The following is a 13,649-nucleotide window of genomic DNA, read 5'->3' as shown; positions in this document are numbered from 1 at the left end:
GAGTCATCACGGACACGAGGCCACAGTGTGGCCGAGGGCGAGGTTCACTCCGAGAACGTTCACGCGCGGCTGCCCGAGGAATCCCAGTTGGCGGCCGTGGGTGTGGTCGTCGATGACCTTCTCGATCTCTGCAGGCGACCTCTGGTTCTCACGTGCCAGCCGTGGAACCTGCAGCTGCGCATACTCCGGGCTGATGTCGGGATCGAGACCCGAGCCAGAACCCGTGACCGCATCGGCGGGCACCTCCGCCGGTACGACGGCTTCCCGGGCGGCGATCTCCGTGCGACGTTGTTCGATCCACACGAGCAGATCCGCGTTGTTGGGCCCCTTGTTGCTCGCCGCCGATGCCGCCGGATCGCCGGTGGCCATCGCGTCGTCACCGGAACCGAGCACCCGGCCGTGCAGGTAGGGGTCCGGTCGGCCCGAGGGCACCTGCGGATCGACGCCGATCAGCGACGACCCCACAGTGCAACCGGAGGCGTCGACGATCTGCGACCCCTCCGCCGAGTTGCTGCCCACCCGCGAAACCGCCCATACCGCAGCCGGATAGGCGACGCCCAACACCACGGTCAGTGCCACCAGCACCCCGAGTGCCGCGACGCACTGCCGCACGAAACCTGACATCACGGTCGTCACCGTGATCACCCCATTCCCGGGAGAAGACGAACGATGAGGTCGATCACCCAGATCCCGAGGAACGGTGTGATCACCCCTCCGATGCCGTAGATGAGCAGATTGCGACCCAACAGCCGCGACGCGGACGACGGCCGGTAACGGACGCCCCGCAGCGACAACGGGATCAGCGCGACGATGATCAGCGCATTGAAGACGACCGCCGACACGATGGCCGACTGCGCCGAGTGCAGCCGCATGATGTTCAGGGCGTCGAGCTGCGGATAGATCACGCTGAACAGGGCCGGCAGGATGGCGAAGTACTTCGCCAGGTCGTTCGCCAGTGAGAATGTCGTCAGCGCGCCTCGGGTGATCAGCAGCTGCTTGCCGATGGCCACCACGTCGATGAGTTTGGTCGGATCCGAGTCGAGGTCGACCATGTTGCCGGCTTCCTTGGCCGCCGAGGTGCCGGTGTTCATCGCGAGTCCGACGTCGGCCTGCGCCAGCGCCGGCGCATCGTTGGTCCCGTCGCCGGTCATCGCGACCAGCCGACCACCGGACTGCTCCTTACGGATCAGCGCCAGCTTGTCCTCGGGGGTCGCCTCGGCGACGAAATCGTCGACGCCCGCCTCGGCGGCGATCGCCTGTGCGGTGAGCGGGTTGTCGCCGGTCACCATCACGGTCCGGATACCCATCGCCCGCATCTGCGCGAAACGTTCGGCCATACCGGGTTTCACGACGTCGGACAGCTGGATGACCCCGAGCACCCGCACCCCGTCGTCGCCGACGGCGGCCTCGTCCCCGACGACGGCACCGCGGACCGCGACCACCAGTGGCGTCGCCCCGCCCGACGACACCCGTTCGACCTCGTCGAGGACCGATTCGGGCACTGTTCCCCCATGGGCGGTCACCCACCGCGCGACCGCATCGGCGGCACCCTTGCGGTATTCGACGACGCGTCCGTCACTACCCGTGCGGTCGACGCCACTCATCCGTGTCTCCGCGGTGAACGGGACCGTCGTGAACTCGGGATGGACATTCGACCGTGTGGCATCCCGCAGCGTCGCGTCGAGCGGTTCGACGCCATAGGAGTCCAGGCACAGGTCGACGATGCTCCGGCCTTCGGGGGTGTCGTCGGCGAGACTGCATCGATAGGCGACGCCGGCGAGTTCGTCGGTGGTCACGCCGGGCGCACCGAGGAGGTCCGTGGCCCTGCGGTTGCCGAATGTGATGGTGCCCGTCTTGTCCATCAGCAGCGTGTCGATGTCGCCGGCCGCCTCGACCGCGCGGCCCGACATGGCGAGCACGTTGCGCTGGACGAGGCGATCCATCCCGGCGATGCCGATCGACGACAGCAGCGCGCCGATGGTCGTCGGGATGAGGCAGACGAGCAGCGCGATCAGCTTGATCGGATCGGGCGACTGCCCCGCGTACTGCTGCATCGGTCCGACCGCGACGACGGCCAGCAGAAAGATGATCGTCAGGGTCGTGAGCAGGATGTCGAGAGCGATCTCGTTCGGAGTCTTCTTGCGTGACGCGCCCTCGACGAGCGCGATCATCCGGTCGACGAACGTCTCTCCGGGCGCCGTGGTGATCTTGACGATGATCCGATCCGACAGCACCACTGTGCCGCCCGTCACCGCCGATCGGTCTCCTCCGGATTCCCTTACCACAGGCGCGGATTCGCCGGTGATCGCCGATTCGTCGACCGTGGCGATACCCTCGACGACGTCTCCGTCACCCGCGATCACCTCGCCCGCCTCGACCGCGATGAGGTCGCCGATCCGCAGATCGCTGCCCGCGATCTCGGTGATCGTCCCGTCGTCGATGCGACGGGCCACGCTGTCACGCTTGACCTTCCGAAGGCTGTCCGCCTGCGCTCGGCCGCGGCCCTCGGCCACTGCCTCGGCCAGATTGGCGAACACGACGGTGAACCACAGCCATGCCGCGACCGCCCAGGCGAACCAGGAGGGCTGCCAGGTCGCGAGCACCGTGGTCACCACAGCGCCCAGATACACGACGAACATGACCGGATTGCGGGCCTGTGCCCGCGGGGTCAGCTTCCGGATCGCCTGCGGGAGAGACGTGATCAGCGCTCGCACGTCGAACGCGCCCGTGGTCACGAGACCGTCGCGACGCTCCGTCTGCGCTACGCGGTCGGGATCGTCCGCCCCTTGGCGCCCCTCCGCCGGCGCTCCACTCGTCGGGGATCGATCGGTGTCAACTGTCACAGCACTGCCTCTGCAATCGGACCCAGCGCCATGGCCGGGAAGAAGGTGAGTCCGGCGACCAGCAGGATGGTGCCGACGAGCAACGCGCCGAACATCATTCCGTGGGTCGGGAGTGTGGATGGATCGTCGGCCGCGGGCCCGGTCGTGGCCTCGACCCGCGCGTCGAGAGCCACCGAGCCCGAACCGCCGCCACCTCCGACGGATCGTGATCCGCCGACGACGGCCGTGGATCCCACCCCGGCCTCGCGAACCCTGGGCCGCTGTCTCGCCAGCAGGCCGGCGAGCGCCAGGACGAACACGATCGGCAGGAACCGGCCGAGCAGCATCGCGATGCCCAACGACGTCTGGAACCAGTCACTGGTCACCGTGAGCCCGCCGAATGCACTGCCGTTGTTGTTGGCCGCCGACGCGTAGGCGTACAGGACCTCACCGAAGCCGTGGATCGAGCCCGGCGTTCCGGGATCACCGCTGTTGCCCTGAAAGCCTCTGGTGGAGAACAGGATCACCGAGATCGACGTCCCGGCGAGAACCAGTGCCGGCATCACCAATACGTACAGCGCCGCCATGGTGATCTCGCTCTGCCCGACCTTCTTGCCGAGGAACTCCGGCGAGCGCCCGACCAGGAGCCCGCCCACGAACACCGTGATCACCGCCATGACGAGGATGCTGTAGAGCCCCGCGCCCACCCCTCCGGGCGCGACCTCACCGAGCAGCATGTTCCAGATCAGGGCGCCGCCACCGGCGGCCGAGTAGCTGTCATGCGCGGAATTGACCGCGCCGGTGGATGTTCCGGTGGTCGACACCGCGAACAGCGCCGAAGCCGGGATGCCGAAGCGCTGCTCCTTGCCCTCCATCATCGCACCGGCTGCGCGAGAAGCGATCCCGTCGGAGCGCGACTCGAACACCCACACGATCGTGAGCATTGTGGCCCAGATGGCGGCCATCGCCCCGAGCAATGTGAACCCCTGGCGACGGTCACCGACCAGCGTGCCGTAGGTCCGCGTCAAGCAGACCGGAATCAGCAGGAGCGCGATGATCTCGACGACATTCGACAAGGGCGTCGGATTGGAGAACGGGTGCGCGGAGTTCGCCGACAGGACGCCACCACCGTTGGTGCCGATCTCCTTGATCGCCTCCTGCGAAGCGAACGGACCGACCACACTGTGTGCGCCCTGTCCGGTCAGGGTGGTGAAATCGAACCCTGAGCGAAACGATTGCACCACCCCCTGTGTGAGCAGGATCAGGGCGACGATAAAGCTGAGCGGCAAAAGGATTCGGACGACACCGCGCACCAGGTCCACCCAGAAGTTGCCGATCTCACCGCTACCTCGCCGGTTGACGATGCCACGGATCAACGCGATCGCCACCGCGAGACCGACCGCGGCTGACACGAAGTTCTGCACGGCGAGGCCGAGCATCTGTGTCAGGTTGCTCATCACCACCTCGGGCGAATACGACTGCCAGTTGGTGTTGGTGACGAACGAGATCGCCGTGTTGAACGCCATTCCCGGTGCGACACCAGGTTTGCCGTCCGACCACGGCAGCACACCCTGCAGCCGTTGCAACAGGTACAGGAACACGAAGGACACCGTCGAGAAACCCAGTACTGCAAGGGCATAGCCGACCCAGGTCTGCTGCCGACGGGAATCGATGCGGCCCACCCGGTAGAACCATCGCTCGATTACGAGATCCCGACCCGAGCCGTAGACACGGGCCATGTGGTCACCGAGGGGCACGTAGCACACGGCCAGAACGACGATGACGAATGCCAGCTGAAGTAGGCCGGCAACGGTCACAGACACCTCAGAACCTTTCCGGGAAGACGAGCGCCGTCAGCAGATAGACGACGACGGTGGCAGCGAGCGCGATGAGGACGATGTTCTCCACGCCGTCGGCGGTCATCGATCGGCCCTCGAATCGACTGCGCGTACGGCCATGACACAGGCGATGAAACCCGCGGCCGCCGTGACCAGATACAGCAGGTCTGCCACTTCCACTCCCGATCTCTCCGATTGATGATCACCGGGTGCCGTGCAGCATCCGCCGCACTGCCCCGACACAGGATCACTCGGAAAATCGGGATCGCCAGGGTTCTTAACGCGATCCATACGCGGTCCGCGACGGTCTTGTCGCGCCCTTTGCGCCGGACGCGAACACCGTCAAGGGCGCGTCAAAATCTCTTGTGCGGGTGTGTAGATCGCGTCGAGAAGCGAGGCGGGCCGGTTCGACCGGCGTAGGCCTGAACCATGAGCGACGCAATCATGGGCCATTCACGACGGATGACGCCGACCACCCTCACCCACGCCTCGGGCCTCTGGAGCCGTGTGCTGACCGGACCGGATACGTGGGGGACGCTGCGGGTGGGATATGCCCGCCACTGGGCGCAGTACCGCGTGGCCGTCTATCCGCCGGGCATCGATGACGGCCAGCGCGTTCGCCTCCGCGCCTGGAGGGCCGCCCCGGTCTGGGGATTCCTGCTGTGGCTTGCCGTCTGGACGGCATTCGCCGCCATCGGCGTCGGCTACGCGGTGTCGATCCCGGCAAGCATCGTGATCACCGCACTGGTCATCGCGCGATCGGCGGCTGCCGCCTCGACGACCCGGCGGTTCGTCCGTCAGATGACGGTGTGGACCGGTGAGGGCGAGGAGCCGACGTCGTCGATCGAACGCGATCGTCTGCTACGCATGGTCGATCTGCTCCGGCGCACCGATGCCGACCTCCGCGCGGGCCGGATCAGTCCGGTCGAGCACGAGACGGTGTGGGCAGGCTGTTACGCCGAGTTGGCCGGGTGAGACAGGTCAGGCGGGGTCGACGGCCGTGATGGCGATTCCGACCGTGCCGCTCTTGCCGCGCCGTATCACCGACGCCTTCACCAGCAGCTTGCCGAGTAGTCCGTATTTGCGCCCGATGAGTCGCCGCGCGTGCTCGGTTCCCGCGGCATCCAGGATCTCGGCGGTTCCCTCGACGACGGCGCCGTGGGTCTTCTTGCCACGCGCATCGCAGGCCTGCACGGTGACACGCGGATTGTTGCGCAGCCGCTTGACCTTCCACGATTCCGCCTCGGTCCACACCACGAGTCGGCCGTCGTCGTCGAGGGCGGCCCAGATCGGTGTCGGCTTGGGCGTCCCGTCCTTGCGGAAGGTCGTCAGCTCGATGTACTTGGCGTCGGTGGCTTCCCCGAAGGGTGCACTCGTGGCGGACATGTCCGTCAGGCTACGCGAGAGTCAGGCCACGCGAGAGAACAGCGACTGCCCGCCGGTGTGCGGTAGTGATTCGGCGACCAGCCCCGCCTCTGACAACGTCGCCCACGCGGTGACCTGATTCGCCGACAGCACGGGTTTGCCCAGCTCGGCCTCCATCATCCCGAGGATCTCGTACGTCCACAGGTTGGTACAGGAGACGAAGATCGCCTCGGCATCAGGATGGTCGGCCGACCGGATCAGATCGCAGGTCACCGCGTACGGAATCGTCCAGATCTCGTGATCGCGGCCCAGACCGGCGTTCGACACCACGGTCCGGCCCGCCTCGCCGAGGAAGTCGCACAGCAACCCGGTCAGCGCAGACGTGTAGGGCGTCGCAACGGCGATCCGCTCGACACCCATCACGTCGAGAGCCCGCACCAACGCCTCCGACGTGGTGACCGAAGCCGATGCCCCGGCGGCGAGCATGCAGTTCGACAGTTCCCTCGCACCGGTCATCCCGTAGACGAAGCTGCCCGATGCGCAGGCATAGCCGACCACGCGCGGCCCGACAGAGGTGACGCTGCGGACCGCCGCCGCGATCTCGGCGTGGTTGTTGAGGTCGCGGCAGAGGTCGACGTCGACCGGGGCGTCGATGAAACCGGTGCGGGTGAAGTAGATCGACGCCGAGTTCGGCATCCACCGCCAGAGCTCGCGGTCAAGCGCCATGTCGAACGGGCACACCATCCCGATCCCCACCTGCTGCTGCGGCACGCCAGCGATGTCCACCGGTTTCATGCACGAATGATGACACATTGTCGGATTGTCAACAATCCATGGGAGGTGACGTTTGTGTTACCGCCGTCGGTGCAGGTCAGTCGCCGATTCCGTAGGCGATGACGCGGGCCGGGTGAACCCGGATCAACGCGGCATCCATGCCGCTCCGCGGCACCGGGACGTCGATGACCTGCTCACCTCGGCCACGGATCTCCACCATGCGTACCCGCCACGGCGTGACCGACGCGATGTCATCGACGACGAAAGCCACTCGGTCGTTGTGTGCGAGGTTGCGGAACTTCCGACTCTTCGTCAGGTTCCACCCGCCGATCTCGATGGTGCCCAGGTCGTGGTTGATCCAGAAGCCGACCGGACTGTTCTGCGGCGCACCGTCTCTGTCGACGGTGGCCAGCCGCCCCAGGCGTTGGGATTCCAGATACGCGAGGACAGCAGGATCCATCAGTCGGGTGTCGTCCATGAGGCGACGCTAGGACTTCAACTCGGCTTCAAGTCAAGCTCAGAGTCGACGTCAGCCACCGGTTGCGCGCCGCACCTTCGACCGCGCCCGCGCGACGCGTGGCCGCGTGACGCACTCGTGCGCATGGTCGTTGACGATGCCACTCGCCTGCATCAGCGCGTACATCGTGGTAGGGCCGACGAACTTCCAGCCGCGCTTCTTGAGGTCCTTCGACAGTGCGAGGGACTCCGCCGAGGTGGTCTGCGAGTGCGGTTCCGGTTCCGTGTCCGGTTCGTACCGCCAGAAGAACTGTGGCAGCGAGCCGTCCTGCTCGATGAGTTCCGCGGCGCGGCGGGCGTTGTTGATGACCGCCTCGATCTTGCCGCGATGCCGGATGATGCCCGCATCTCCGAGGAGACGCGCGACGTCCGCATCGGTGAAGCGGGCGACCTTCTCGATGTCGAAGCCGGCGAATGCCGTGCGGAAGTTCTCGCGCTTGTTCAAAATGGTGCGCCAGCTCAACCCGGACTGGAAGCCCTCGAGCGCGACCCGCTCGAAGAACGCGTCGTCGCCGTCGAGCGGAAATCCCCACTCCTCGTCGTGATAGGTGGTCTCCGGCTCCACCGCCGCCCATCCGCAACGCGTCACCCCGTCGTCCCCGGTGATCACAAACGCCATTGCCCACTCCTCGCTCGATCGACAAGCGCACCCTACCGCCGGCTCACGACAACCTCGGACGCCTGCGAAGCAAGCGATACGGTGGACGTCAGCGCACTATGACGACCTTGCCGATGGCGCCACCACTCTCGGAGATCCGATGGGCCTCCCGCAGATTCTCCACGGTGAAGCCGTCGAGCCGGCGATTGGCGGTGCTGCGGATGCGTCCACTGTCGACCAGGGCGGCCACATCGTCGAGCAGCCGATGCTGGCTGTCGTCTTCGGGTCGGTAGAGGGGTTTGCTGAACATCAGTTCCCAGTGCCATGTCTGGCTCTTGGACTTCAACGGCAGTGTGTCGAGTCCCTCGGGTTCATCGATCGCGACGACCTCACCGTGCACCCCCATGATCTCGGCATAGGTCTCGACGTTGCCGTCCGAATGCGGCGAGAAGATGGCATCGACACCATGCGGAGCCAGAGCCGGTATCTCCTGCCTCAGCGATCGCGGATCGACCACGTGGTGCGCGCCGAGATCGCGCACCCATGCCACAGAGTCCTCGCGTGATGCGGTCGCGATGACCGTCATGTCCGTGAGAGCACGGGCCAGTTGGATGGTCATCGATCCCACACCGCCGGCGCCGGCGACGACGAGAAGCGTTCCCGCCGAGGCCTTGTGCAGGTGGAGCTGGTCGAACAACACCTCCCACGCGGTGATGGTCGTCAGCGGCAATGCCGCCGCATCACCGAAGGACAGTGACGAGGGTTTGTGCCCGACGATGCGTTCATCGACGAGCTGGAGACCCGCGTTGCTGCCGGGACGATTGATCACGCCGGCGTAGTAGACCTCGTCGCCGATGCCGAACCTGGTGACTTCGGCGCCCACGCCGACGACCACTCCCGCCGCGTCGTATCCGAGGACCTTGAGTCCGTCCGCCGGATCGAACGATGCACGAACCTTCACGTCGACGGGATTCACCGCGACTGCACGCACCTCGACGAGTAGGTCGTGCGGTCCGGGGTCGTCGATCGTGATGTCGAGAGGCACGAATGATGTCTCGTCGTCGACGGGGGCGGGAGCTGTGGCGACGATGGCGTCGGTGGTCGATGGCATGACCCGACGGTATCCAAACCGGGTCCATGCGCTTCGATGAACTCCGAACACGCCTCGACGGCAGAGCACAACCTCACTCGATTCCCGCACTGACATCGCAACCGAATCGTCGCCGCCGGTCACGAATCGGTCTCCGAGTCGACACCGGCAGCCCACCCACCCCTCGGTGCGCACGTAGCGTGCGACCATGAGCGCCCGTTGCGATGGAAGCACCACCAGTTCGTCGGCCGGATCGACCTATCTCCCCATCGCCGATCACGGTGTCATCGGCGATCTCCGCACCGCTGCAGTGGTCGGCGTCGACGGTCGGATCGACTGGTTCTGCTGTCCGCGGTTCGATTCCCCCAGCGTCTTCGGCGCCCTGCTCGACGCCGAACGCGGCGGCTCGTGGACGATCGAGCAGCTCGACGGCGACGTCACCACTCGGCAGTTCTATCTCCCGGAGTCCAACGTCCTGGTCACCCGGTTCATGAGCGACGACGGTGTCGCCGAGGTCGAGGACCTGATGCCGATCGCGCGGCCACACGACCCCGACCATCGAACGCGCATCGTCCGCCGCATCGTCTGTATCCGCGGGCGGGTCAGATTCCGCATCCGAATCGCTCCGCGCTTCGACTACGGACGCGCCGAGCACACCCTGTCGATCGCCGATGACGGGAGCGCGGCGTTTCGCACCGAGGATCGTGAACTGCACATCGCGTCGGAGATCGCGTGGCAGGTGAGGGACGACAGTGATCTGGAGGCCGAGTTCACCTTGCGGACCGGCGAGTGCACGACGCTGGTGGCAGCCCCGGATCCGATCGGCGCGGAGTGTTTCGCCGCCGACAGCGACCCCCAGGTCATCGCCGCGACCGTCGCCTTCTGGCAGGAATGGATCTCTCAGTCGACCTACACCGGGCGGTGGCGCGAGATGGTGAACCGGTCGGCACTCACCCTCAAACTCCTGACCCACGAGCCGACCGGAGCCGTTGTGTCCGCGGTGACCACCGGACTACCGGAGAACATTGGCGGCGAGCGCAATTGGGACTACCGCTACGTGTGGATACGCGATACCGCATTCACCCTGTACGCGTTGCTGCGTCTCGGCTTCCTCGACGAGGCCGCCTCCTTCATGGAGTGGCTCACGTGCCGCTTCGACAACGATGCCGACGACGACATCGGCCCACTCCGCCTCATGTACACGCTCGACGGCGATCCACCACCACCCGAGACGGTCCTCGATCACTGGGAGGGCTACCGGGGGTCGTCACCGGTGGTGATCGGCAACGCCGCCGCCGAACAGCTGCAACTCGACATCTACGGCGAGCTGATCGATTCGGTGTATCTGTTCAACAAGCACGGACCCGGCATCTCGTACCGGTCATGGTCGCAGCTGTGCGATGTCGCCGGCTGGCTCGTCGACAATTGGGACAGGCCCGACCGCAGCATCTGGGAGGTCCGCTCGGAGCCGCAGGATTACGTCTTCTCCCGCCTGATGTCCTGGGTTGCGCTGGAGCGCATGATCCGGATGAGCAGGCAACGGGGCCTGCCCGGCGACATAGCCGGATGGATGACCGCGCGCGACAAGATCTTCGCGCAGATCATGGATCGCGGATGGAACGACGGCCTGGGCGCATTCGTGCAGACCCTCGACTCCGATCGCCTCGACGCATCACTGCTGCTGATCCCGGCCGTCAAGCTCCTGGCACCGACCGACGACCGATTCCAGAGCACGCTGCGCGCCTTCGAAGCCCAATTGGTCAGTGACACTTTGGTGTTCCGCTACGACACGGCGGACGGACACGACGGTCTGGACGGTTCCGAGGGCACATTCTCGCTGTGTACGTTCTGGTATGTCGAGGCCCTGACGCGGTCGGGCCGGCTCGCCGACGCCAGGCTGGCGCTGGAGAAGATGTTCACCCACGCCAACCACCTCGGCCTCTACACCGAACAGATCGGACTGACCGGCGAACAGCTGGGCAACCTCCCGCAGGCGTTCACACATCTATCGCTGATCAGCGCCGCCATCAATCTGGATCGCAGCCTCGACCACTGACGACGCCGACGTCGTTACCTTCTCGTTATGCACGTTGCGATCCGGTCGCAGCTGCTGCCCGAGGTCCGGCTCTTCGCCCACCACGCGGATAGCGTCGATGGCGACGGCGCGGTGGTCGGGACCAGGCCGCTGACCCGCGCATCGGTAGGAGCACGAATGACTCAGCAGGTCGACCCATGACGATTCTCGAGGACCGGCGCCTCCCGGTCCCCACGTGCGACGCGGACCCCGAGCCCGACCTCGCGGCGCTGCTGAGCCGCGTCGCCGGTGGCGACCATGCGGCGTTCGCCGAGCTGTACGACCAGACCTGCGCCCGCGTCTACGGCATGGCCCTGCGCGTCCTGCGTGATGCCGGCTACAGCGAGGAGACCACCCAGGAGGTCTACCTACAGGTGTGGCGTTCGGCGGGATCGTTCGATCCCACTGCCGGATCGGCGATCTCGTGGCTGATCACGCTGACGCACCGTCGCGCCGTCGATCGCGTCCGAGCCGAGACGGCCTCTTCTCGAAGGACCGTCGAGTACGGCGTGGCGTCGGCGCACTGCCCGGTGGACGACATCAGCGAGGTCGTCGAGTCACGCGAGCGCAGTCGCGCGGTCCGCCGCGGGCTCGTCCACCTGACCGCCCTGCAACGCGAATCCGTGGACCTGGCCTACTTCCACGGTCTGTCCTACCGCGAGGTCGCCGACCGGCTCGACGTCGGGCTGCCGACCGTGAAATCGCGGATCCGCACCGGCCTCATCCGGCTGCGTGCGCACGTCGACGCGGCATAGCCCGGCCGGTCGAGTAGCCGAGCGAGCGCAGCACCCGGCGTAATCCCCGCCGGTCGAGTAGCCGAGCGAGCGCAGCGAGCCCGGCGTGCTCCCCGCCGGTCGAGTAGCCGAGCGAGCGCAGCGAGCCCGGCGTATCGAGACCCCTACCCTGGAATCGTGACCCCGCACGAGTACGTCCTCAACTCACCGGACGCCTTCATCACCGACGCGCTGCGCGGATTCCTCGCCGCCAATCCGTCGATCTCCTGGGAGCCCGATCCCGGATTCCTGCATCGACGTGACGTCCCGGCGTCACCACGGGTAGGGGTGATCTCCGGCGGCGGGTCGGGTCACGAGCCGATGCATGCGGGCCTCATCGGCGACGGCATGATCGATGCCGCCTGCCCCGGTCTGGTGTTCACCTCGCCCAATGCCCTGCAGATCGTCGGTGCGACCCGATGGGCCGACCGCGGCAACGGCGTTCTGCACATCGTCAAGAACTACACCGGCGACGTGATGAACTTCCGGATCGCCCGCCACCTGCTGCGCGACGAGGTCGCCACCGATCATGTGCTGGTCGACGACGACGTCGCCACCGAATCGGAGTCGGGACCGGGCCGTCGCGGCACCGGCGCCACCATCATCGTCGAAAAGGTCTGTGGCGCAGCGGCCGCGCGCGGAGACGACCTGGCACGCATCGCGGAGATCGGGCGCCGGACGGCGCAGAACTCACGCAGCTTCGCCGTCGCCTACCGCGCGTGCACGGTACCCGGCGCAACCGAACCCACCTTCGATCTCGAGGCCGACGAGATGGAGTTCGGCGTGGGCATCCACGGTGAGGCCGGGCAGGACCGCACCGCCCGCGTGGGTGCTTCGGAGCTGGTGGAACGGATGCTCGACCGCATCGTGGACTCCCTCTCCGTGACCGCGGGTGAGCGGGTGCTGTGCCTGGTCAACGGGCTGGGCGCCGCGCATCCGCTGGAACTGTCACTCGTGTTCGGCGAGGTCGTGTCTCACCTGGACGCGCGCGGAATCGTCGTCGACCGTTCGATGGTCGGCACCTTTGTCACCGCCCTGGACATGGCCGGCTTCTCGATCACCCTCGTCCGACTCGACGACGAGACACTCGAACTGTTCGACGCCGAGACCACCGCACCGGCGTGGCCCGCCCACATCGGGCAAGGTCCGGCGCAGGTCGCCGACGTCACCTTCGCCGAACCCGACGACGCCGCCGACGACGGACCGGAATCACCGTGGCTGTCGGCGTTCATCCGGCGCGTACGCGACGCGATCGACGATCTGACCGCACTCGATCAGCAGGCCGGCGACGGCGACTTCGGTGCCAACATGAAGGCCGCCCTCGGTCACTTCGACCTCCCGGTCCGTGGCTCCGACGCCGACGTCCTCCGCGCCATCAGCACCTCGTTCCTGGTGCGGGCAGGCGGCACGTCGGGCGCGGTGTTCGGGGTCCTGTTCCGTCAGCTCGCGACGGCGTTCTCCACCTTCGACGACGTCGCCGGCGCGCTCCGCGACGGAACGGCCGCGGCGTTGGCCGAGATCCAGGATCTCGGCGGCGCCGAGGTCGGCGACAACACGATGGTGGACGCGTTGGCGCCCGCGTCCGACGCCCTCACCGAGGGCAAGTCACTGCCGGAGGTCGCCGACGATGCGGAAGCGGGAGCCGAATCCACCTGCCACACAACGGCATCCAAGGGTCGCGCGAGCTATGTCGGCGAGAATGCGCGCGGCGTCGTCGACCCAGGCGCCCTCGTCACCGGATGGCTGTATCGGGCAGCGGCGGAGCAGTCGCCAGTCGAGTAGCGGCCCACTCACCGATG

At 66.7% G+C, this 13,649-nt stretch carries 13 protein-coding genes; 4 read left to right on the top strand and 9 right to left on the bottom strand.

Going from position 1 to position 13,649, the window contains the following annotated elements:
- Positions 1–6: 6 nt before the first annotated feature.
- From D7316_RS21650 to D7316_RS21635, 4 genes are all read right to left on the bottom strand, one after another.
- Positions 7–636 carry a potassium-transporting ATPase subunit C gene (locus tag D7316_RS21650; protein ID WP_124710096.1) on the bottom strand — a complete coding sequence of 210 codons (630 nt, stop codon included), beginning with the start codon at positions 634–636 and terminating at the stop codon, positions 7–9.
- Positions 637–641: 5 nt separating this feature from the next.
- Positions 642–2,735: a potassium-transporting ATPase subunit KdpB gene (gene kdpB, locus D7316_RS21645; protein WP_197718286.1), complete on the bottom strand. Its 2,094-nt coding sequence runs from the start codon at positions 2,733–2,735 to the stop codon at positions 642–644.
- A gap of 104 nt (positions 2,736–2,839) precedes the next feature.
- Positions 2,840–4,645, bottom strand: a complete 1,806-nt coding sequence (kdpA, locus tag D7316_RS21640) for a potassium-transporting ATPase subunit KdpA (protein WP_124710094.1) — start codon at positions 4,643–4,645, stop codon at positions 2,840–2,842.
- 1 nt (position 4,646) lies between these two features.
- A complete protein-coding gene (locus D7316_RS21635; RefSeq protein ID WP_124710093.1) occupies positions 4,647–4,745 on the bottom strand; it encodes a potassium-transporting ATPase subunit F in 99 nt (32 codons plus the stop codon).
- A 344-nt stretch (positions 4,746–5,089) separates the two neighbouring features.
- On the opposite strand from D7316_RS21635, the gene D7316_RS21630 reads away from it, so the two are divergent.
- Positions 5,090–5,635 carry a DUF6611 family protein gene (locus D7316_RS21630; protein WP_124710092.1) on the top strand — a complete coding sequence of 182 codons (546 nt, stop codon included), beginning with the start codon at positions 5,090–5,092 and terminating at the stop codon, positions 5,633–5,635.
- Between the two features lie 6 nt (positions 5,636–5,641).
- On the opposite strand, the gene D7316_RS21625 is transcribed toward D7316_RS21630, so the two are convergent.
- The 5 genes from D7316_RS21625 to D7316_RS21605 form a co-directional block, all read right to left on the bottom strand.
- On the bottom strand, positions 5,642–6,046 hold the full coding sequence (locus D7316_RS21625; protein ID WP_124710091.1) for a PPOX class F420-dependent oxidoreductase: 405 nt from the start codon (positions 6,044–6,046) through the stop codon (positions 5,642–5,644).
- Positions 6,047–6,067: 21 nt separating this feature from the next.
- Entirely contained in the window at positions 6,068–6,820 is a 753-nt protein-coding gene (locus tag D7316_RS21620) for a maleate cis-trans isomerase family protein (RefSeq protein ID WP_124710090.1), read from the bottom strand.
- A 76-nt stretch (positions 6,821–6,896) separates the two neighbouring features.
- A complete protein-coding gene (locus D7316_RS21615; RefSeq protein ID WP_124710089.1) occupies positions 6,897–7,277 on the bottom strand; it encodes a PPOX class F420-dependent oxidoreductase in 381 nt (126 codons plus the stop codon).
- A 51-nt stretch (positions 7,278–7,328) separates the two neighbouring features.
- The gene (locus D7316_RS21610) at positions 7,329–7,934 is read right to left on the bottom strand and encodes a DNA-3-methyladenine glycosylase I (RefSeq protein WP_124710088.1); all 606 of its coding nucleotides are present in this window, start codon (positions 7,932–7,934) and stop codon (positions 7,329–7,331) included.
- A gap of 88 nt (positions 7,935–8,022) precedes the next feature.
- Positions 8,023–9,024 carry a zinc-binding alcohol dehydrogenase family protein gene (locus tag D7316_RS21605; protein WP_124710087.1) on the bottom strand — a complete coding sequence of 334 codons (1,002 nt, stop codon included), beginning with the start codon at positions 9,022–9,024 and terminating at the stop codon, positions 8,023–8,025.
- Positions 9,025–9,211: 187 nt separating this feature from the next.
- On the opposite strand from D7316_RS21605, the gene D7316_RS21600 reads away from it, so the two are divergent.
- The 3 genes from D7316_RS21600 to D7316_RS21590 all read left to right on the top strand — a co-directional run bounded on the left by D7316_RS21600 (position 9,212) and on the right by D7316_RS21590 (position 13,632).
- The gene (locus D7316_RS21600) at positions 9,212–11,059 is read left to right on the top strand and encodes a glycoside hydrolase family 15 protein (protein WP_124710086.1); all 1,848 of its coding nucleotides are present in this window, start codon (positions 9,212–9,214) and stop codon (positions 11,057–11,059) included.
- A 176-nt stretch (positions 11,060–11,235) separates the two neighbouring features.
- Complete coding sequence (sigK, locus tag D7316_RS21595; RefSeq protein ID WP_124710085.1) at positions 11,236–11,832, top strand: ECF RNA polymerase sigma factor SigK; 597 nt, start codon at positions 11,236–11,238, stop codon at positions 11,830–11,832.
- 156 nt (positions 11,833–11,988) lie between these two features.
- Complete coding sequence (locus D7316_RS21590; RefSeq protein WP_124710084.1) at positions 11,989–13,632, top strand: dihydroxyacetone kinase family protein; 1,644 nt, start codon at positions 11,989–11,991, stop codon at positions 13,630–13,632.
- Positions 13,633–13,649: the final 17 nt, after the last annotated feature.

It is taken from the genome of Gordonia insulae (assembly GCF_003855095.1).
GTDB classification, from domain to species: Bacteria; Actinomycetota; Actinomycetes; order Mycobacteriales; family Mycobacteriaceae; genus Gordonia; species Gordonia insulae.
This window is presented reverse-complemented; position numbering and strand designations above follow the sequence as displayed.

Excerpts from the sequence above, each read along its gene's own strand:
- D7316_RS21605 (WP_124710087.1), bottom strand. The coding sequence starts at position 9,024 with ATGCCATCGACCACCGACGCCATCGTCGCCACAGCTCCCGCCCCCGTC.
- D7316_RS21615 (WP_124710089.1), bottom strand. The coding sequence starts at position 7,277 with ATGGACGACACCCGACTGATGGATCCTGCTGTCCTCGCGTATCTGGAA.
- D7316_RS21630 (WP_124710092.1), top strand. The coding sequence starts at position 5,090 with ATGAGCGACGCAATCATGGGCCATTCACGACGGATGACGCCGACCACC.
- D7316_RS21620 (WP_124710090.1), bottom strand. The coding sequence starts at position 6,820 with ATGAAACCGGTGGACATCGCTGGCGTGCCGCAGCAGCAGGTGGGGATC.
- sigK (WP_124710085.1), top strand. The coding sequence starts at position 11,236 with ATGACGATTCTCGAGGACCGGCGCCTCCCGGTCCCCACGTGCGACGCG.
- D7316_RS21635 (WP_124710093.1), bottom strand. The coding sequence starts at position 4,745 with ATGACCGCCGACGGCGTGGAGAACATCGTCCTCATCGCGCTCGCTGCC.
- D7316_RS21625 (WP_124710091.1), bottom strand. The coding sequence starts at position 6,046 with ATGTCCGCCACGAGTGCACCCTTCGGGGAAGCCACCGACGCCAAGTAC.
- D7316_RS21610 (WP_124710088.1), bottom strand. The coding sequence starts at position 7,934 with ATGGCGTTTGTGATCACCGGGGACGACGGGGTGACGCGTTGCGGATGG.
- D7316_RS21600 (WP_124710086.1), top strand. The coding sequence starts at position 9,212 with ATGAGCGCCCGTTGCGATGGAAGCACCACCAGTTCGTCGGCCGGATCG.